The 19,593-nt window shown below is 59.6% G+C and carries 7 protein-coding genes; all 7 read right to left on the bottom strand.

Annotated elements, in window-relative coordinates:
• Nucleotides 1-29 precede the first annotated feature (29 nt).
• On the bottom strand, nucleotides 30-5,414 hold the full coding sequence (locus MOP44_RS01130; RefSeq protein ID WP_260794057.1) for an FG-GAP-like repeat-containing protein: 5,385 nt from the start codon (nucleotides 5,412-5,414) through the stop codon (nucleotides 30-32).
• Between the two features lie 1,174 nt (nucleotides 5,415-6,588).
• The gene (locus tag MOP44_RS01125; protein ID WP_260794056.1) at nucleotides 6,589-7,998 is read right to left on the bottom strand and encodes a TolC family protein; all 1,410 of its coding nucleotides are present in this window, start codon (nucleotides 7,996-7,998) and stop codon (nucleotides 6,589-6,591) included.
• Nucleotides 7,995-11,228 (bottom strand): efflux RND transporter permease subunit, encoded by a 3,234-nt coding sequence (locus tag MOP44_RS01120; RefSeq protein ID WP_260794055.1) that lies wholly within the window; start codon nucleotides 11,226-11,228, stop codon nucleotides 7,995-7,997. The genes MOP44_RS01125 and MOP44_RS01120 overlap by 4 nt, the downstream gene beginning before the upstream one ends.
• Entirely contained in the window at nucleotides 11,228-12,601 is a 1,374-nt protein-coding gene (locus MOP44_RS01115; protein ID WP_260794054.1) for an efflux RND transporter periplasmic adaptor subunit, read from the bottom strand. Before MOP44_RS01115 ends, MOP44_RS01120 begins: the two co-directional genes overlap by 1 nt.
• A gap of 646 nt (nucleotides 12,602-13,247) precedes the next feature.
• Complete coding sequence (locus MOP44_RS01110) at nucleotides 13,248-16,463, bottom strand: DNA polymerase III subunit alpha (RefSeq protein ID WP_260794053.1); 3,216 nt, start codon at nucleotides 16,461-16,463, stop codon at nucleotides 13,248-13,250.
• The gene (locus tag MOP44_RS01105) at nucleotides 16,456-17,964 is read right to left on the bottom strand and encodes a DNA polymerase Y family protein (RefSeq protein ID WP_260794052.1); all 1,509 of its coding nucleotides are present in this window, start codon (nucleotides 17,962-17,964) and stop codon (nucleotides 16,456-16,458) included. Before MOP44_RS01105 ends, MOP44_RS01110 begins: the two co-directional genes overlap by 8 nt.
• Complete coding sequence (locus MOP44_RS01100) at nucleotides 17,961-18,992, bottom strand: DNA recombination/repair protein RecA (RefSeq protein ID WP_260794051.1); 1,032 nt, start codon at nucleotides 18,990-18,992, stop codon at nucleotides 17,961-17,963. The genes MOP44_RS01105 and MOP44_RS01100 overlap by 4 nt, the downstream gene beginning before the upstream one ends.
• Between the last annotated feature and the right edge of the window lie 601 nt (nucleotides 18,993-19,593).

Genomic DNA, 19,593 nt, shown 5'->3' with positions numbered 1-19,593 from the left:
CGCCGATATAGCCGATTCGTCGCCTGACGCTAGTTCACGGTGAGGGTGAGCTTGGTGGTTTGAGAGAGCGAACCGGTGGTCGCGGAAACTGTGAGGTTATAAGTTTGCGGCTGTCCGCCACCGCCTCCACCGCTACCGCCTGAACTGCCACCACCGCAGCCATTGACCAGGCCCAGGCTTGCGAGGCCGAACACGACGAGCAACAACGGGAGCAACCAGTTCCGTGCGCGGCGCCGCACAGGTAGTAGCCACGGCAGTACCAGCAGTCCAAGAGCAATGGGCAGAGCCCGCGTTCGGAAAGGAGAGGGCGCGGGCGCGACCGCGGCGCTGGTGGGCACCTTCACCGTCAGGGTCACGTCCGTGGCCCCGGAGCCGGATGCGATGGACGTTGGATTGAAGCTGGACGTGGATCCGCTTGGCGCGCCGGTGACGGAGAACTTGATTTCGGAGAGGAACTTGGTTCCGCTGGGTGGCGCGACGTTGAACTTGTAAGTGGCGGTACCGCCGGCCGAAACGGTGGCCGAGTCGCCGCCGCTCGGGACCGTGATGGTGAAGCTCTCGATGGTTTGCGTGACCGCAGGACTGGCGATGGTGGTGAAGTTGCTATCACCGGAATACGCCGCGGTGATGGTGTGGACACCTACAGCCAGCGAAGAGGTTTCGTAAGTGGCGGTGCCTGCAGCGAGCGTTGCTTTATTCAGAAGCGTGGAGCCGTCGTAGAACGATACTGTTCCGCTGGGCGAGCCTGCAGAGGATGACACGGTGGCAGTGAAGGTGACCGGGGTAGATGGGAAGACCTGGCCGGCGCTTGATTTGAGAGCGATGTCTGGCTTGGCCGGTGTGATGGTGAGCGTGCCGTTCACCTTGACTACGTTGTAGTTGGAAATGCTTGAGCCGGAGATGCTGGGCACGATGTTGAAGGTACCGGGGGAACTCGTCTGCGTGGCCGTTGTCGCAGCGCCGGTGGTGAAGGTATCTCCGTTCAACGCGCCGGTGACCTTTACCGTGAAGGCGGGATTCGCAGTGCCGTAAACGCGCGTGGCATTGCTAGCCGTTACGGTGAGCGTAGGCGGGCGCACGGTTTGAGTCATAGACCCGGTGGAACCGGCGAAGAATTGATCCGCGGTGTAGGTGGCCGTGATGGGCAAAACCCCGGTCGGCAGGCTCGACGTGGTCAGCGTGGCCACACCGGAGGCGAGGGTACCTGTCCCCAGGACAGTTGAGCCGCTGGAGAACCTGATGGTCTCGCCGTCCGTGGTCACGCTGCCAAACGAGTAGGGAGTCAGCGTTGCGGCCAGAGTTACCGCATCGCCATAGTTGGATGGGTTGCGGTTGGCGCTGAGCGTCAGCTTGGTGGAAGTGGGGTTCAAGTTAAATGTGAACGGCGCCGAAGCAAGGGCGGGATAGTTGGAATCGGCAGCGTACTCGGCAACCACTTTATGGGTTCCGGATGGGGGGCTGAAACTGAGAGGGACGTACAATCCATCCCACTCCGTAAAGGAAGTATTTAAAACAGCAATCATCGCTTTCGAGGAATTGCCAACTAAGGCAAAATCGCTGGCGCCGTTGCCATCCCAGTCGGCCACGGCGAGGGCGGTGATGCCGATCGCCGTGGACTGGGTTATACCGTGAGCAAAGTATTGGCCGTTGCCGTTGTCCGCGAGGACGCCGTTCTGGGTGGACGAGGCAAACGCAACATCCGTCAGGCCCTGGATGCCGAAGGTTCCCGTCGCGACGGCCTGGACCGCAGGCTGCGTGTAGATGGTTTGCGGCGCCAGAAGGGTTCCATCACCCTTACCGAAAAGAATGGTGATGGCGCCGTCGCCGGTGTTGCCGACAATGAGATCCATGTTGTTGTCAACCACGCCGCCCATGCTCATCAGGCCAGCGGCCAGGGAGATTGGATTGGTCCCTCCACTGGAGTACGCCGTCTGCGGCTGGAATGTGCCGTCGCGAATGCCGAGCAGGACAGACACGGTGTTATCACCGTTGTTGGCAATGGCCAGATCGGCTATCTGGTCGCCATTGAAATCGGCAATTACGATCGCGTCGGGCGCCGCCCCGCTGGCGTAGATCACCTGCGGCTGGAAGGTTCCGTCGCCCTTGCCGAGGAGGATGGATACGTTGTTGTCGAGGTTGTTGACGATGGCGAGATCGAGCTGTCCGTCGAAGTTGAAATCACCCACGGCGACGGCGACAGGACCGCCTCCGGTGGCGTAAGTGCGCTGCGGCTGGAATGTCCCGTCTGTTTTACCAAGGAGGATTGAGACCGTGTTCGCGGAGAAATTGGTGACGGCCAGGTCCGGATTGCCGTCATTGTTGAAGTCCCCAGTTGCCACGGCGAAGGGGCCCGCTCCCACCGCATAAGTCACCTGCGGCTGGAAGGTACCGTCGCCGTTGCCCAGCAGGATGCCTACGGTGTTATCGCCGGAGTTGGTAACAGCCACGTCGGGCCAGCCATCGTGATTGAAATCAGCGGCAGCGATGGAGAAGGGATTGGTGCCTGCCGCGGAAGAGGACTTCTGAGTGAATTGGAAGTGGAACCCCAAGAAGGAATTCGGCGGCGAAGATCCCAGCACCTTGTTTGAGAAGGACTGGTCGACGAAGTCGACACTTCCTGTGGGAGCCAGCACCGGGGTGGGCGCCAAGGCATGAAGCGACGGCTTGCATTGCCATACAACGTCGTCGCATGTTTGGATCAACTGTGCGGCATACGGACCTCCGCTGAAAGCGAGCGGCGTGGATTCTGCGCTCACTGCCGTAGCGGTTCCTGTGAAGTAGGCGACGAGGTTGTGGGGGCCAGGTCCAAGCCGGGTGGTGACCGTCGCCTGGCCGGTGGCGTTCAACTGCGCGGTGGGCGACGCGGCAAGGTTACTGCAGACCTGGCTCAGAGACTGCAGGTCGCAGAAGCGGACTGTGCCTGGGGCCACAGGAGCGCCGCTGGATGTGACAGTGGCGGTGAGAACGGCGGGAGTGCCTTGCGGTAAGGAGCCGGGATTGCTGCTGCCGTTCACCTGGAGCGTAACGGCTGAGGCCGTCTGGCCAGGCTTAAGCACGCTGACCGGAATTTGGTTGGTGGAAGCCAGGTTGTTGCTGTCTCCGGCGTACGCGGCTACCGCCGTGTGCAGTCCTGCCGTAGAGGGCTGCCAGACCAAACTGGCAACTCCAGACGAAGACAGTACGGCCGTGCCGATATTTCCTTGGGCGCTATCGGAAAATTTGACGGACTCGCCCGCCAGGTTTCCGGCGTATCCGCTGAGGGTAGCGGTCAGCGTCACGGACTGGCCCAGCAGCACGGACGAGGAACTGCTCGTCAATGTAAGAGTGGGCTTACCCATGTTCACCGTGACGGAGGTAGTGGCGGAACTGGCCCCAAACTGAGCCGTCCCAGCATAACTCGCGGTTATCGCCGATGTGCCGAGAGGCAGGGTTGACAACGTGAGGCTCGCCGTTCCGCCGGAGAGAGTCGCAGTGCCCAGCGTTGCGCCGCCGGAGATTGCGAATGTGACGGTCTGCCCGTCGGTGGTGGCGCCATACCCCGCATAGGGCGAAAGTGTGGCGGTGAGGGTTACCGGCTGAGTCAACAAAGCTGTTTGCAGGCTCGATGTGAGCGACATGCTCGTTTGAATCGTGAATTGCACCGCGGCCACAGGTGATGAGCTCGCCGTGTAGGTGGCGTCGCCGGAATATTGGCCGACGATATTGTGGGTTCCGGGCGCGACTGTGAAGGTTGCCGATGCGGACGACTGTTTTAGGTAGGAAACTAGCAGAACCTCTGCCTGGGTAGTGAAGAGATCCGGCACACCGTCTCCATTGAAATCTGTCGTCCCGTTCCCCAGAACATAGTCGGCGTTCGCGTCAGTGATGTCAGCACTCTGGGAGAATGTCCCATCGCCTGCGCCAAAGAAGGTAAATACCTGGTGTTGGCCGGACGTAGCCAGATCCGGAATTCCATCATTATTGAAATCTGCAATGACCGCTGGGCCGGTTCCGTAATTAACGCCCGGCGTACCGATCGGTTGGCCGGGCGAAAACGTGCCATCGCCCTTTCCAAGGAAAACAGAATAACTTGCGTTGTTGAGGACCAGGTCGGGAACTCCATCGTTGTTCACATCGCCCGCTGTCATGCCAACGAGATCGTTCATCGACGGTGCAGACTGAGACCCAAGTGTGAAGGCGCCGTAGCCGTTGCCGAACAACAACTGGACCTTGCCTCCCGTGATCACCGCCAGATCCTGGTTCCCGTCCTGGTTGAAGTCAGCTACCGATAGCCCGGCTGCGAGATCGGAGCCACCTGTGGAGACGTAGGAGGGTGTCCTGAAAGTTCCATCCCCGTTTCCCAGCAGGATCGCCACCTCGCCGCCATCGTTGGCGACTGCAAGGTCGATGTTGCCATCCCCATCGAAATCTCCCGCCACCGTCGCACCACCCGCCCCCCCCTGTTGACTGAAGGTGGCGAGGAACCACTGTGGGCCCGCCCCATTCCAGTGGCCGTCGGCTCTTCCGAGCAGAACCGTAACGAATGCGCCGTAGGGACCCGGGTTCTTGGGGTCGTAGTTATACATCTGAATCGTAACCGCCAAATCGACGATGCCATCGCCATTGAAATCGCCTGCCGTGACTGCCACGATAGTGGTCCTGAACCCGGATGCGCCGGGGTCGAGGGGCACCGAGTCCGCAAGCGTGAAAGTCCCATCGCCATTTCCGAGGTAATACGACAGAGACACCGCGTTTTGGGATGCGACGGCGAGATCTGGTGTTCCGTCACCATTGAGGTCTGCCGGTACGGCGATCGCGGCGTAGGGCTGTATTTGCCCAGACACGACGGGCGACAGGCCGAACGCGCTGCTGCCCGGGGTTACGCTTTGGGTGGCGAGTACAGCATTGCCGTTTGAGGTGTCCACCAGCTTGACGGTTCCGGTGGGCATCGAAGCCGGAGCATCCTCGCGATTGCTCAGCCCGTCTACAGCGATGTTGGCTGAAACGGTCCCCGAGGTATTCACGGTGGCCTGCACGCTCGTGGCCGAAAGATAAGCGCCGTCCATGCTGAACGATACGGCGTCGGACGCGCTTGACGCATAAGTCGCCGTACCCACAAAGACCGCCTTGTAGCTATGGCTGCCTCCTCCGGGGCGGAAGCGGACGACAGCCGTGCCCGCGGAGGTGAGTTGCGCCGAGCCGACGATGTGGACGTCAGTGCAATGGGCGGCATTGGCGTCGCAGAAGTTCACCAGGCCGGGACTCACCGGCGTGGATCCGGCCAGAACCGTGGCCGTGAGTGTGACCACCGTGCCGGGCGCGACCGAGGTCACTGTGCTTCCCCCAGCGGTAATGGCCAGCGTCGTGGTAGTCGGCGTCGCGGCATAGGCCGCCGGCACGGCGAGCAGCGCGGCCAGAGCAAGCAGCCTCCCCAAGCGTCCAAAGGTTGCGCGCCGGGCTTGATGAGCGGAACGATTACTGAATTTCGACGCAGGAACCAGGAAGCTTGGATGGAACATTGTGTCCTCGGGAACCGGGTTGCGACCTCATGAAACGGGGAAGGGACCCATTTTAGGACAGGCCCATACATATATAGAAAGGGGGAACTTCGCGTCCCATCATAGCCCGAAAGCGGCGACGGAGAACAGAAAACTCCTAGGACACAGAATCCAGGTGCAGACGGGGACTATACTCGTCTTCCGCCACTCCGGCATGATGGCCGCTCCGAAAGGGCGTGCTCGTACATGTACTTGATCGCCGTTCGGCGGGATGGCGCCCAAGAGCGCCACACAACTGCTGCTACGCCGCCTCAAATTCCCGCAGCAAAGTTCTGAAATCGTCCTCCAGGGCCGACCATTCCAATCACTTAGACAAACTCCTTCGGCGCTCCGCAATCCTTCATAGGACTTGGCGGAGACAGAGCATGCGGCTCGCCACCTGAGGCGAAGTCGAGGCTGAAGCCTGATCTGGCCGCTAGTTCATGGAATTCACAGGAACGGCCGGTTCGGATGAGCAGGATTCCTCGACCAGCTCCAGCCTCGGCGCTTGCATGGCTGGAGTGTCCGCCCGGTCCAATGCCGGACCGGGACCGAGAGGGATTTTTCCCAAAGGCGATCTCTTCGGCTTCGCCCGAAATACCGCCGCTATTGCATCGGTCAGAGAGATGGGGTGGTGCACACGAAAGGGATTACGCATAGTTCACCCACGTGAAAGAAGGCTCTGGGCACAGAGTTAGCCGGCCCGCTGAGGCTAATCACCCGTGCGAAAGGGTCAAATTTTGCTGATTTCCGACACGAGCATCCCGAGTGCGGATAAGCACCCTGGATGTCGCATGATCGTTAAACCCCAGGCCCTACTGCTGTGACAGGTCGGCACGGTTTGCCCACAACTCGACCTGTGGACCTTAGATGCGTCCGCACCACGCCGCGAAAAATGAAAACTGGTTCATAGACTAGATTTCAGGATGCGGGCCTGTGAAGACGCCTCACTTCTCACAATCTCACTCGCGCGCAGCACGCCGTGGTGAACCTCGCTCGGGGTGAACGCGGCTTCTGCGACGCTGCGTCTCCCCGAGCAGTTGTTCTGAAAAAAGCCGGTTTTCGACTCAAATCATTGCCCGGTCTGGTAGCGAACCGCAGCCAGCGCGGTTTGATAAGCGAAGCGAGCGTTGGTGTAGGCTATCTCGGCCTCCGTTTGCGCGAGTTGAGATTGGGTGAGATCGACAATGCCGCTCAGACCCACTTTGTAGCGAGCTTGCGCGAGCTCGAGCGAAGTGTTTGCCTGGTCGAGTAGCTGACGCGTGACGCCAATACGCTGGAACGCGATCTGTGCGTTGAGCACGGCACTGCGTACGTCGCGGGCAACGGTTTCGCGGAGATTGCGAACCTGCTCAGACGCAGCCTGAGCGCGGAAATCAGCCTCTTTCGCACGCGCAGAGTACTCAAAGCCGTTGAACACCGGAATGCTGATGTTAGCGCCGGCTGCGCCATACCAGGAGGACTGGATCTGGTCGGCGCGCACCGGCGTGCCGCCCGCAGTTGCAAGCGCAGAGATCGTCGGGCGCATCAAATCGTGCTCCGCTGAGGCGAATTGTTTCGCCGCAAGGAAGCGCTCATCGAGCGAGGCGAGATCGGGGCGCTGGCGGAAAGCGAGCTGCACAAGTTCTTCAGTGTTGGTTGGAGCCGCCTGGGGATTTGCCGGCGTCTCGTCAACCAGGTCGTAGGTCTGGTCAGCCTCCGAGCCAAGGACAGCATTGAGGCTCGCCATCGCGGCCTGCGAGGAGTTCTGCGCGTCCAGCACCAGAAGCTTCGCTTGCGAGACCTGCACATCTGCAAGGCTGAGATCCAGCGTCGAACGGAGTTTTTGCTGGGTAAGTGCGCCCACTTGCTCGCCAGTCGCCTGACGCGCGGCGAGCGTTTGCTGCGCTACTTTAAGCACAGACTGTGCGGTGAGAGCCTGGTAGAAGGCCTCATCGACAGCCAGGGTAATGTCTTCAACCGTAGCGCGTTCGGTATCGACTTGAGCCTGCGCGGTGGACTGCGCATTCTTGACGAGGTTGCGGGTGCGCCCGAAATCTGTGATGAGTTGACGGACTGTGAGCCCGCCAGCCGCGCGGTTATAAACGATGGGGTTGTTGAGAGCTCCCGCGGTGATGCGGCTATTGTCGTGTGCGCCCACCGCCGTAAGGTTTGCGACAGCATCGGGCATTTCGCCTGCTCGCACCTCGCGCGTGACCTGTGTCTGCGCCAGTTGCAGCAAGTGCGCGATGCTTATGTTCGGATTATGCGCAAGAGCCATCTTCTCGGCTTCAGCGAGCGTAAGTCTTGCGCTAGCCGGTGATGGTGTTGCGGCAGGGGGAGTGTTCTGGCCGTTGGGACGCGAGCCCGCCGGAGGCGGCGTGGCCTGCGCCAGTAACTCAGCGGAATCTGCGACCTTCGGAGCGTCGGGCAACGGCCTTGCCGGCTGTTGCCCAACGCATGTTGTTGCCACTAGAAGAGTGAGGGGAAGGAGCTTTCTCATGCGAGTCCTCCCTCAACCACAGGCTGATCCTTTTCGCGGCGGCCGTGAATGGCCAGGTAGACGGCGGGGACGAGGAACATTGTCACCACCACGGAAACACCGAGGCCGCCGATGATGGCGCGGGCCAGTGGCGCGTATTGTTCGCTTCCCGCTTCAAGCCCGAGCGCCATGGGGATCATGCCCAGCAGCGTGGCGAGCGAGGTCATCAGGATGGGGCGCAGGCGCACCTTGCACGATTGCACCGTAGCCTCCATCAGGGGCAGTCCTCGTTCATGCAGCACGTTGGAGAACTCCACGATAAGGATGCTGTTCGACACCACGACTCCGGTCATCATGATCACTCCCATCAGCGACATGATGTTGAGCGTGCTGCCGGTGAGAATCAGGAACACGACTACACCGAGCAGCCCCGGCGGAATGGCCATCAGGATGATGAATGGATCGATGAACGATGTGAACTGCGCCATCAGGATCAGATACACCAGCAGCACGGCGATAATGAGGCCAAGTCCAAAATCCTTGAAGGACTCGTTCATGCTCACTACGGCGCCGCGCACCTGCAGGACGGTGTTCTTGTCATGCTGCGTGTGCGCCACCAAGTTGTCGATCTGCTTGCCGATGCCCTGAAGAGCTTCGGTTTTGGGCGACACATAGACGTCGATCACCCGGCGGATCTGGTTGTGGTCGACTTCGGTGGGCGTGTTGATCTGGTGAATGTCAGCCACGGAGCCGAGAGTCACGACTCCGCCGCCGGAACTGCCGCCCTCCAGCGCCGCTGGAACCACGCCGGCCTGCCGCGCCTGCTGCGCCGGTGTGAAGCCGGGATTGCGTTTCGCACGCAGCGGGATATTTTCAAGATCCTGCATCGACATGTGGTTGATCCAGTGGTTGGCGTACTGGACTGTAACCAGGTAGTTATTGCCGGTGTGCGGATCAATCCAGAAACTTGGCGCGACCATGCCGCTCGAAGTGAGAGCCGTGATCACGTCATCGACCACCTCTTTCGCGTTCAGCCCCACAAGGCTGGCGCGCTGGCGATCGATATTGAGCTCCAGCCCCGGATAATCCAGGCTCTGCGGGATATACACATTGCGAACATTAGGCATGGCCTGGATTTTGGCCGCTAGTTGAGTTGCCAGATTGTAGGACTTGTCCATGTTCTGCGACCGGATCTGAATGTCAATGGGCGCGGGCAAGCCCTGGTTGATGACCGCGTCCACGAGGCCGCCGGCCTGGTAGTAGGCCGAGAGTTCCGGCATCTGCCGTTCGACCTCGCGCTGCACCCGGCGCATGTACTCGTAGCTGCCGATGTGGTGCTCTTCCTTCAGGCTTGTCTGCACGAATGCAGTATCCATTGAAGCGTTGGAGGTGTAGATCGCGGATAGATCGGGATAGACGCCGATGTTGGACACGATCATGTCCATGTCCGCGGGAGCTACGGTCTTGCGGATGATCTCCTCGACCTTGGCTACGTAATCGTTGCTCACCTCAAGCCGCGTGCCCGCAGGCATGCGCAGATTAATTACGAACTGCCCCGGATCGGTGCGCGGGAAGTAGGCACGGCCGAGGAACGGAAAGCTCGCAACAAGCAGCAGTGCGACAGCGCCCAGAATCACGCCCGCCGTGAACGCCGGCCGCTTCATCGCCCGATAGGCCAAGCCTTCATACCAGTCGAGCATGCGCTGGAACTTGGCGTTGAACCAGCGGTCGAACCGCGCAAAGTAGCCAGTCTTCTTGTTCTTGTGGTCGCCTTCTTCGTCATGGACGTTGATGAATTTGGCGCAGTAGAGTGGCACCACAGTCATGGCGAAGAAATACGAGGCAAAGATCGAGAGCACCACGCCCAGAGCCAGCGGTGTGAAGATGTACTTGCTGACTCCGTGGAAGAACGTGACCGGGAAGAACACGATAGCCGTGGTGAAAGTCGCGGCCAGCACAGCCATGGCTACTTCCTGCCCGCCGTTCTCCGATGCAACGTAGACGGATTCGCCTTCTTCCATGTGGCGGAAGATGTTCTCGAGCACGATCACGCCGTTATCGATAAGCCGCGAAAACACTAGAGCCAAGCCGCCAAGCACCATCGTGTTAATCGAGCCACCCATATAGTTGTCGATCATCAGGCATACGACCATCGACAGCGGAACAGCCAGAAGCACCGCGACCGTGGCGCGCGGGCTGCCCAGAAAGATCAGGATCATCATGCCCGTGAGCACCAGGCCGATACCTGCTTCTCGGATCACGTTGCTGATGGCGAGCTTGACGAACACCGACTGATCGAAGACTACGTCGGTCTTGAGCGACTCAGGAATGTCGACCAGCTTCTTCACGGCGGCCTTGATTCCGTTCACGATGGTGATGGTGTTGGAATTGCCGCCCTGCTTGAAGATGGGAACGTACACCGATCTCTGGCCGTCGATGCGCACAATGTTGTACTGCAGAGCACCCGAGTCCACAGCCTTGCCGACATCGGCAACCAGCACCGACGAATTGCCGACCGTTTTGAGCGGCATCGCATTCATCGACTTCGCATCCGGGAATTGCGAGTTGGCGTAGATATTGAAATCCTTCGAGCCGATACGCACGTCGCCGGCGGGCAGGATGAGGTTGGAGGAGTTGACCGACTGCACGACATCATTGAGCGAGAGGTTGTGGGCTTCGAGCTTGAGTGGGTCAACGTAAATTTGTATCTGTCGATAAGTCCCGCCATATGGCTGCGGAACCGATGCGCCCTGCACGCTGGAGATCTGGTTACGCACCTGGAACTGGGCCAAATCCTTGAGACTTGTCTCGTTGAGGCCCTGGCCTTTGAGGGTGACCAGGCAAACGGGCTGCGTGGAGGCATCCATGCCGAGCACGACGGGCGGCAGCGTGCCGGGAGGCAACCGGCGCAGGTCGGCCATCGCGAGGTTGGCGATGTTGCTCACCGCGACGTTCGGATCAGTGCCAGGCTTGAAGTAAATCTTGATCAAGCTGACGCCGGTCAACGAACGCGACTCGCTGTGGTCAACATTGGCAGCCAGCGTGAAGAAGCGTTCGAAGGTGTTGGTAATGTCGGACTCGATCTGTTGCGGAGGCATGCCATTGTAAAACGTGGCAACCACTACGACAGGCATGTCGATTTGCGGAAACAGGTCCACCGGCATTTGCAGCACGCTGAACGTGCCCACCAGCGCAACGACCAGGCAGATCATAAGAATGAAGAATGGATATTTGAGAGCAAACTTCGGCATTACCGCGCACCTCCGCTGGAGGGCTTTGCGGGTTGGCTCGCAGGCGGAGGCGCGGGCGATTCGGAGTCAGTGCGACCATCAGGCTGATCAGCTTTCAAATCGATCGTGCCGCCGGTTTCCTGCTGCGTTTCAGAGGCCGGACTCTCGGCCACTGCAGGGCTGACTACTTCGCCGTCCTGATATTTCTCCTGGCCTCCGAGGATGACGCGCTCACCTGGTTGAAGACCACTTTTGATTTCGGCGAGTTTCGAACCCTCGATGCCAACCTGCACCTGCCGGACGTGAACATGGTTGGAATCGTCCAGAGCATAGACAACCTGCTGCCTGCCCTGAAGAACAATCGCCTCGATTGGGATTGTGACCACTCTATCGACGTGCGCCAGGCGCAGCATCGTATTGGCATACATGCCCGGCGAGATGGAGAGATCCTTGTTATCGACGTCGACTTCGGTCTCCATGGTGCGGGTCTCGAAATTGACGTCTCGCGTGAAGCGGACGACCTTACCCGTGAGAGATCGGTTGATGGCATCCACGCGAACCTGCACCTGATCACCGTCGCGAACATAGCGCACGTCACCTTCCGGGACGGGCAGGCGGAGGCGGAGCAGCGAACTCTGCGAAAGCCGGACAATCGGCAGGTCCTGGCTATTCGAATTGGTTCCACCCTGGATGAGTGCGCCTGTGTCCGCATAGCGCCAGACCACGACGCCGGAAATTGGGGCGACCACGTTGGTGTAATCGTGCAGCGCCTGCACGCGCTGGTTCTCAGACTGGGCGGAACCGAGGTGCTGTTTGGCGCCGGCCAAGGCGGCGCGGGCTGCGTCGGCCTGGGCTTCTGCCGACAGATCGGCCGCTCGAGCGTTGTCGAGTTCCTGTTCTGCGATCAGGCCGGGATGTCCCTGCCCGGCTTGCTGCAAGCGAACGTACTGTTCGTGCAAGGCCTGGTGCTGCGCTTCAGCACGATTGATCTCGTGCTGTGCGCGCGTGATCTCCTCTTTGCTCTGATCGACCTGGAAGACGGTCTGCTGGAGTTGCGCCTTCAGCTCCGGAACTTCGAGAGTCGCAAGGGACTGCCCTTCGTGGACGATATCTCCGATGTCGACGTTGATCTTGCGCATGTACCCGGAGACCTTGGGGTGAACATCAACCACCTGATAAGGCTGGAACTGACCGGCCAAGGTGAGGACGTGGCTGATGTCGCCGCGCTGGGCAATGGCCACGCGGGCCGCAGGGATAGATGCTGCGCGTGCGTTGGCGCTGTCGTCACCCTGAGAGCGGCAGGCGCTGAGATGAATGACGGCAAAGGCCGTCGCGACGACCGCTCCGCAGTTCCGAAGAGCCCGGATAGCGGTTCTTTCATAGTTCGTAGGCATTGCGAGGCTTACTCCTGTCTCGGCTTTCGCTTCATAGGTCATGGTGTGGAGGGGGCGAATGGGTCCGGACGCTGGTCGCATAGGGGAAGTGCCCCGGCTCGGACTGTGCACACCGCGAAAACGGCTCGTCGGCTGCCCGTTCCGGCGCATGGTTCAATGCCGGAAACGGTTGGGTGAATGAACCCTGCCGCGAGCTAAGTGCTCGAACGAATCTAGGATTGTGGAGGAGGACGCCGGAAAAGTGGCGAAGAGAAGCCCGAGAAAGCCTGAGTCTCTGCTCCGTCAAGCATCGATCTGCGGAAGTAGAAACACGCGATTGGGAATATTAGTAACGCAAATGCAAGCAGAAGAGGGACTTCAGCCAGTGAGTGCTGTGTAGTCGCGGGCGCGGCCAGAGCCTGCGCCATGAGCCTGGGTGCGTCAGCCGGCTGGAGCTTCGAGGCGCTAATCTGCGCGACGGGGGTTCCCGAAGGGCTGAACCAGGCGACCTTCGCCTCGAAGGCGAACGCGGCAGCGAGGAAGCACAGCACGGCCCCAAGAACTATGAGACCACGGCGGCTCAGGTGAAACCTACCTCGCATGTATCGAGTCTACCATCTACTGATTTCAGACGAACCGGGATCCATTTGGTTGCAAGACCCGCCTGTCAGTGGAAGTCATGCGAGCGCACTTCAAAAGCCGTGCCGGCCAGAGGGGTCAGACGATCCGCTTTTACATGGATAACTTCATCCTGATTTTGAAGTACACCTTCAACGAGCAGAAACTTGCTTCGCGTGACAACAAGCCTGTCGCGGTCGTAAAGGTCGGGCGTGACAATTACATTGGCGATGCCCGTCTCGTCCTCCATTGAAATGAAGATGAATCCTTTGGCTGTGCCCGGCCGCTGCCGTGCAATGACGCAGCCGGCGGCGCGCACATATTCTCCGTGCTCGCGATTCCGCAATTCAACTGCAGACAAGATGTTCTGCCTGCGCAATTCCGCGCGGCGATAGTACAAAGGATGTTTGCCGACGGTAAGGCCGGTTCCAGCATAGTCCGCCACGAGACGCTCTTCGATATTCATCGGGGCTAATGGAAGCGCCTCAGAGGGATCGCGCAAGAAGTCGCTATGCTGCCGCAGCAGTGGACCTTCCGGCTTGCCGGCTCGCACCACCTGCCATAGCGCGTCGCGCCGATGATGGATTCCATCGAGCTTGTTCAGCGCTCCAATCTGAGCGAGCCGCGTGAGCTCTCTTTTGGAGAGCGAAGGAACGCGCAGCGCGAGATCTTCGGCCGACCAGAACGGTCCTTCGGCATTACGCGAAGCCACAATTGCCTGAGCATTTGCCTTGGACAACCCCTTCGAATAGCCGAGTCCGAGACGCACGGAGAGCGATCCATCGGCCTCGTTCTCTATGGTGCAGGGCCAGTCTGAAATCTGCACATCGATGGGCTTAATGCGCAGGCCGTGACGCTGTGCGTCTTTGACCAAAACCGCGGGAGAGTAAAAACCCATCGGCTGATTGTTGAGAATCGCCGCAGTGAACGCGGCGAGGTATTTCACCTTGAAATAGGCCGACGCATACGCTAGGAGCGCAAAGCTCGCTGCATGGCTCTCAGGAAAACCATACAAAGCAAACGAACTGATGTTCTGGACGATCGTGTCCTGCGTCTTTGTGTCGATGCCATTGGCACTCATTCCAGCGCGAAGCTTCGATTCGAGGTTTTTCATCCGCTCCCATGAACGCCGCATCCCCACAGCGCGTCGCAGCTCATCGGCTTCCGCGCCGGTAAAGTTGGCAACCGTCATGGCCATACGCAACAACTGCTCCTGAAAGAGCGGCACGCCCAGTGTGCGTTCCAGAACCGGTATGAGCGACGGATGAGGATACGTGACCTCTTCCCGCTTCTGCCTGCGGCGCATGTATGGATGCATCATCTGGCCAACGATGGGACCGGGCCGGATAATCGCCACCTGCACAACGACGTCATAGAATCTTTCAGGCCGGTTGCGCGGCAGCGACGCCATTTGTGCCCGGCTCTCCACCTGGAACATGCCGACCGTGTCTGCCCTTTGCAGTGTTTTGTAGACTTCCTCATCTTCCGGCAGATGCGCCAGATCGACCTGAACGCCATAGTGTGGAGGAATCAGCTCGATGCAATCCTTGAGCACGGCCATCATGCCGAGTCCGAGCAGGTCGACCTTGATGATGCCGAGATCGGCGCAATCTTCTTTGTCCCATTGAACGACATGGCGGTTCGGCATCGACGATCGTTCCATTGGAACGACCTTATTCAACTGGCCCTGGCAAATGACCATGCCGCCGGAGTGCTGCCCAAGATGGCGCGGCAGCTTCTGGATGCGCATAGAAAGCTCAAGATATTTGGCGATTCGCGGATGGCGCGTGTCAAAGCCCGCATGCTGGAAGGAATGCGCCATGGTGTCGGTTTTGCCGCGCCACTCCCATTGCCCGACGAGGCTCGACAAGCGCCCCAGCGTGTCCTCGTCAAAGCCAAGCGCTTTGCCGACTTCACGCGCAGCCGACTTATTGCGATAAGTAATGACGTTGGCTGTCATTGCCGCGCCGAGTTCGCCATAGCGGCGGTATACATATTGAATTGCCTGCTCGCGTTTTTCTTCCGAGGGAAGATCGAGGTCGATGTCGGGCCATTCATTGCGGCTCTCGCTCAGGAAGCGTTCGAAGAGTAGATCCATTCCCACAGGATCGACGGCAGTAATCTCCAGCGCATAGCACACGGCGGAATTGGCCGCGCTGCCGCGCCCCTGCACGAGGATGTCGTTTTCCTTGCAGAAGCGAATGATGTCCCAGACGATCAGGAAGTAGCCTTCGAAGCCGAGCCTCACGATCAGAGAAAGCTCGTGCTCAACCTGTTTCCTTGCGCGGTTGAGCAGATCGCGGCTGGCTCTGCCATAGCGGCGCTCGACGCCCTCGGCGACACGCTTGCGCAGGAAGCTTTCCATGGTTTCGCCGTCGGGTACGGGATAACGGGGAAACTCATAGCCAAGATCGTTCAACCGGAACTTCAGCCGCGAAGAGAGAGCGATGGTGTTCTCGATCGCTCTGGGAATGTCGCGAAAGAGCGTTGCCATTTCACGCGCGGAGCGCAAATAGCGCCGGCTGTTGAGGGCAAGCAGCCGGCCGGCCTGGTCGAGTTCGACATGATGGTTGATGGATGTGAACAGGTCCTGAACTTCACGATCATAGGCAGTTGCATAGCGTACGCCGTTGGTGGCAAGCACCGGTAGCTTCAGATAACTTGCGATACGGAGGGCTGCCTGGTTGCGACCCTCTTCTTCGCGCTCCTGGTGGCGTTGCAATTCGACGTAGACATTCTCGCGTCCGAAGATGCGCATCAGTCGTTCGACCACTTCTCGCCCGGCATCTTCACCGCCATGTGCAAGAGCAGCGGCCAGCGGGCCCTCATCCCCACCGGTCAGGCAAACAAGGCCGGATGCGTACTGGCTCAGGTCGTCAAAAGTCGCTGCTCCAGCGCCCTTTTTCGTCTCGCGCATTTTGAATTGCGTGATGAGCTGGCAGAGATTCTGGTAGCCTTCGCGCGATTCGCAGAGCAGCGGCAGGCGCGCTGGTTCTGTGATGTGCTGGTGCGGCAGCCATGCGGGAGGCGTCAGACGCGGCCCAAAACTGGATACGGAAATCTCCGCGCCGATATGGGCGCGAATGTCATTCCGTTCCGCGTTTGTATGAAAACGCGCCGCGCCATATACGCCGTTGTGATCCGTCAGCGCCATCGCCGGCATTTCTATGGCCACCGCGCGTTCGATCAGATCCTCAGGTGCGGAGGCTGCCTGCAGAAAGCTGAATGCGCTGGCGGCATGCATCTCGATGTACTGCTCAGTCATAAAGACCAGCCATCTGCCATTGATTGCGCAAGACGTCACGCACGACGCAGCAGCACAGCATTGCGCCGTCTTGCGCGCGAGCGATAAGGTCCCACTGCTCGCATCCCCACAAAGATTGTTTCCACCATTCGCCGCTGCTTAACCACGGACCATAGGCGCGCTCCACCGCATAGTGAGTGCCGCGAAAGACGAATGCTGCTGGTTGCTGGCTGTTGGATGTCACAAAGATTTCTTCAGCCGGGCGCAGACGACGGACAGCCGAACGCGATGAGGAATTCGAAACTGTAGCGGGTTTTGAAGAAGGAAGTTGAAAAGGTTCGATGGAATACGCGTCCATTTCATGCGTCTCCTTCAGGACTGCGCGGCCTACATTTTCCTCGCCGACGATGGCGCGAATGCGGGCAAGGGTGACGTCGAGCCGTGAAGCCTCAGGCAATTGCGGAGAGAACAGGCCCAGCTGCACCTTGCTTGTGTTTCCAGGTTCGGCCTCGAGGGATGCCGCCAAAATGGCAGCCTGCGGTGGATGCGCTTCGAGATCCAGATGAAGAAGTTTGAGCCACAATGCACGATCATTAGTGGGCAGTGCGGGGCGGACAGTGCGTGCATGTGTCGCGCCGCCCTCAAGCTTCAATGTGATAGTGACCGAAGCCAGTGCGAGAACGCGGCTGTTTGCGCGCACGATCAACTGCTCAAGCATCATGTTCGCAACGAAGAGAAGTGCATCCAGTGCTTCGATAGGCGAGTCGAGTTCCATCCGTTCGGCAAGCGTGAACTCCGGTTCGACGGGCTCTAAGAGATGCGGCATTTCACCACGCGCAAGCCGGCGCAGGCGCATGCCTGGTTGACCCATGCGCGCGATCAGCTCCTTTTCAGGCAGATCAGCCAGCATGCCTAAAGTGCGAATTCCCCAGAGCGTAAACGTCTCCGCCTGCTCCGGGGTCATATCGAGGACTGAAAGCGGCAGTGCTGCGAGCGCGTCACTCTCATGGCCGCCTGCGGGAATCACCTGAACGGGTTTGCGCGCGGTGAGTCCTTTTGCCGCTGCGAGTGCTGCATGGAAGTTGCTGCTGATGGCGATGCAGGCAGCGATCTCCAACTTGCGCAGATGCGAGAGGAGATTATTTGCGAGCACATCTGCGGGCCCGAAGAGTTTGTCGGTTCCTGCGATATCGATTACGCAGAGAAACATGGACTCATTGCCGCACGCTTCGACGCGTGGCGAGAAGACACCGGCACATTCGAGAATCGCAGCCTTTGCTGCGGCCTCTTCATCGGTTGAGCGCGGCAGCAGAGCTACGCGCGGAAACGTCTCCACTTCGACTTTAGTCATGCCGCGCATCAGGCCCAGCGTGCGCGCTTTGTTGTTGAGCGAGCACACCTGCTCGAGTGGTGGGTTGCCTTGCATGACCACGCAGGCGCGATCACGCAGCTCGGGGCGCAGACGCAAAAGGGCCTGTGCCGGAAATTCCTTCACGCAGACGCAGGCATAACGCTCGTTCATTGCGCGCCTGCCCAGGTGGATTTGCTGCGCCAGGTTGCGCCGGTTTCGCGCTGCGGAGGCTTGCGAATCGACACTACATTGGAAGGCACTTGCGTGAATCGGCGGCGCTCCACTTCTACACGGTGATGGATTCCAGTAAAGACTGTTGCTTCATCGCGAGATGGCTCGCCGGGTTGGAATCGCAACAGCAGCTCGCCGCTACTCTTGGCGCAGGGATGCTGCGTGAGCAGGAGCAGGCTTGCCTGCGTGCGCTCGGCTGCGGCGCGGTAACGGAACCATGTGGCCAGCGGAACGCGCGAGGCGTACTCCGGCGCGATGCCGGCCATGTCGAGGACGACGGCAGCGAAGCCGCCTGCCTGGAGCACGAGATCGGTTACGCGCAGGGCCTGCTCGATGCGCGCCCAGGGCTTTTCGGTTCGTGCGCGGAAGCCGGATTTTGGATGCGGCTGCGGAGATACGGGCGGAACGGGTTCTCGCTCTGTTTTGGGGCGGCGTTGCGGTTCAGCGCATCGAGGAGAGATCGCCTCGGGATGCAGGAACTCGCCTACTGCTTCTGAAAGGCCTTTGGCTTCGGTGCGCGGATGGGGGCCGAAGCCGCCGCCGTGGAGGCCTTTCTTTGCTGGCGGCGGGACCAGGTATTTTTCCGGCAGGCGGAAATCCGGTGCCGCGACCTGGTCGTTGCGGGGGCGAACTCCGCAGCGCACCCAGAGGATGCGGGCGAGATCGACGCCTGCGGCCGCGGCGGATTCTGGATCGAACTCGTCAGAGACGTCGATCCAGGCGCAGACGCTGCCGGCATGCGTGCGGGCGGCGACGAAGGAGAGGGCCAGAGAGGTGCGTCCGCTGGAGGCTGGGCCGACCAGTTCGCTGATGGCGCCGATAGGGAGGCCGCCTTCTAGGAGGGTGTCGACAGCATCAACGCCTGTTGGGGCAAACTGGCGGACGATCGGGGCGGGAGTCAGGGCGGAGGGGATGCGGTTGGAGAGGGCCGCTTCGATCTGGCGCCGGACTGTGGAGGCGGAGGGCATGGCGATCTTCGCCTTATATTCGCTCCACCGTGACGCGGATGCAATCGGTCGATTGCATCGCAGTTAGTGCATTTTGACGGTAAGCGTTAGAAGGGATGCGAGATAAAAAATTTAGAAGCAGGCCCATCCAGGAACTCAGACTCGGCACGTCCGGACTGACGGGCGTGGGGTTTTGAAGGGTGTTTACTGATGAGTACAAATGCGCATTGCTTGTTGCAACGAGCTGTTTTTTGGCCTATGGAATTTAGAATATCAATATGTCTAATCTTATGTTTGGCTTGATTGCAATTTAGGCGAATATAGGGAGAAGTAAAAACAGGGGGAGGGGTAGCTAATTTATAGGTAAACACAGTGCCTGATCAGTTAATACCAACATCCCCCCTTGTTCGCCCTTTGTCCTAGGTCAAAAGAAAACGCCCACCGTGACCGGGGGCGTTTCGTTTTTCTTCTCTATATCTAGTATGGCAGATTCGATCAGTAATTCGCAATTAGTTTTCCACATTTTGTAATGAGTGGATTGTGTGGCTTAGGTCGTTTTTCCACAGGTGAGGGGGCTTGACAGGATTTGAGGTGAACCCCGTTGTTGAGACAGTTTGGGGCG

Origin of the sequence: Occallatibacter riparius (assembly GCF_025264625.1) — a bacterium.
Taxonomy (GTDB): Bacteria; Acidobacteriota; Terriglobia; order Terriglobales; family Acidobacteriaceae; genus Telmatobacter; species Telmatobacter riparius.
Note: the sequence above shows the minus strand (reverse complement) of the source record. Positions and strands in the feature narration are given on the sequence as shown.

What these genes read in the sequence shown, in the direction of transcription:
- MOP44_RS01100 (WP_260794051.1), bottom strand. Translation starts at nt 18,992, where the DNA reads ATGCCCTCCGCCTCCACAGTCCGGCGCCAGATCGAAGCGGCCCTCTCC.
- MOP44_RS01115 (WP_260794054.1), bottom strand. Translation starts at nt 12,601, where the DNA reads ATGCCTACGAACTATGAAAGAACCGCTATCCGGGCTCTTCGGAACTGC.
- MOP44_RS01105 (WP_260794052.1), bottom strand. Translation starts at nt 17,964, where the DNA reads ATGAACGAGCGTTATGCCTGCGTCTGCGTGAAGGAATTTCCGGCACAG.
- MOP44_RS01120 (WP_260794055.1), bottom strand. Translation starts at nt 11,228, where the DNA reads ATGCCGAAGTTTGCTCTCAAATATCCATTCTTCATTCTTATGATCTGC.
- MOP44_RS01110 (WP_260794053.1), bottom strand. Translation starts at nt 16,463, where the DNA reads ATGACTGAGCAGTACATCGAGATGCATGCCGCCAGCGCATTCAGCTTT.
- MOP44_RS01125 (WP_260794056.1), bottom strand. Translation starts at nt 7,998, where the DNA reads ATGAGAAAGCTCCTTCCCCTCACTCTTCTAGTGGCAACAACATGCGTT.